Annotated in this window: 2 protein-coding genes; one reads left to right on the top strand and one right to left on the bottom strand. The window is 32.7% G+C overall.

Annotation, left to right across the window (positions count from 1 at the left end; translation table 11 throughout):
- Positions 1-257 precede the first annotated feature (257 nt).
- The gene (locus ACXAGJ_RS24585) at positions 258-1,013 is read left to right on the top strand and encodes a hypothetical protein (RefSeq protein WP_474843825.1); all 756 of its coding nucleotides are present in this window, start codon (positions 258-260) and stop codon (positions 1,011-1,013) included.
- 57 nt (positions 1,014-1,070) lie between these two features.
- Here the strand turns inward: ACXAGJ_RS24585 and ACXAGJ_RS24580 are convergent, their stop codons facing one another.
- On the bottom strand, positions 1,071-1,487 hold the full coding sequence (locus tag ACXAGJ_RS24580; RefSeq protein WP_474843823.1) for a winged helix-turn-helix transcriptional regulator: 417 nt from the start codon (positions 1,485-1,487) through the stop codon (positions 1,071-1,073).
- Positions 1,488-1,589 lie beyond the last annotated feature (102 nt).

Genomic DNA, 1,589 nt, shown 5'->3' with positions numbered 1-1,589 from the left:
GACTAATATTAATATGTCTTCCCAGAAAATCAGGACTTATACTCAAGATTATTGGTTGCTTTTTGATGTTTTATGGGCTTGTGCAACGGTTACCATTATTGGCAGCAGTATTTATTTTTCAATATTCTCTAAATATAATCGCCTGATAATCAATAAAAGCTACCATTAGGTAACTATGTTACTGATTTGCAACTACTTGTTTTATAGTTTTTTACAACTCATCTTTGTTTTGCTATTTATCAAAAAAAAACAAAAAAATGAAATACACTTTAATTTTTTCGACTCTACTATTATTCACAACCGCATCGTGTAATGGTGGCAACAAAGTCGAGCAACAGGAAGAGATTATTGACACAAAAGAGGCAATTGACACAAAAGTTTATTACACCATTCTTATATGGTACAAGGATAGTAATAAGCTAAGAGAATTTGAAGAAAAGGCTGCTCCTTTTTTTCAAAAGCATGGTATTCAATTGCATCGTATCATCAATGAGATAGCAAGTATTCCAGCTGACGGAGATACACAGATGGAAACGCCTGATGAAATTCAATTGGCTTCAGCGATTAATGAAGAAGCACTCGGACAACTCTTTGAGGATACTGAATTTCAAAAACTACTGCCCATACGTGAAGAAGGCGTTAAAAAAATGACGATTGTTGTTGCTAATAAATATGAAATAGAAGCGGTTGATTTAAGCGCTGAAGTTTTTCTAATTGGTGCTTTTTATTTTGACAAAGGTGGTGAGCAAAAACTTAGAAATTTTGAAGCTAAAGCAGGTAAGTACTTTGCTCAACATGAGTTAGAAGTTACTCACATTTTGACTTCTAATGCGATTATAGCTGGTATTGGAGAAGATGATATTGCTATGCCTGATGAAGTTCAATTTATTACTGTAAAAACCAATGAACAATTACAGGGTCTTTTTGGCAATCAAAGATTTCTTGATTTAGTACCTATTAGAAATGAAGCAACCAAAAATCTTACCTTCTTTTTAGGTAAAAGGCTTTTCTAATCCAAAACCTAGACAGAGACATGATTCCAAGGCATATTATTTTGTTATAAAGTAGAATCATGTCTCTGTTTTAAGCCATCCCATCTTGAGGGCAATATTGATTTGCTCATTTACTCTGTTAGTGCCATAAGAACGTTCTATCTTTTCCCTGTTTTCAGCAATGTATTTACTACCAAATGTTGCTAATGCATTGATTACTGTTTGTATTTCTAACCCTAATTCAGTCAAATTGTAAACAACTTTAGGTGGCACCTCTGGATAGGCTTTACGCTTTAGAAATCCATCTTCCACTAATTCATTTAAGCTTTGCGTTAGCATCTTACGACTTATTTCAGGTAGTAATCTTGAAAGTTCACCAAATCTAATTCCTTCTTCTCTTAATCCAATATGTGCCAAGATATGTGCTTTCCATTTTGATGATAGCAATCCAATTGTTAAAGTTGCTGGACATAATATTGTATTTCTTTGCTTCATTTTCCTTTTTTATTCTGACTAACGTCAATTTATTTTGTTAAAAATCAAGGAGTTTTAAACTCAAGATCTTTGGGTTTGATATCAAATTTATCGATTTGTTTT

The organism is Aquimarina sp. AWH4_224 (assembly GCF_056160245.1).
The sequence above is the reverse complement of the archived record's forward strand: the minus strand, read 5'-3'. Positions and strand labels throughout refer to the sequence as shown.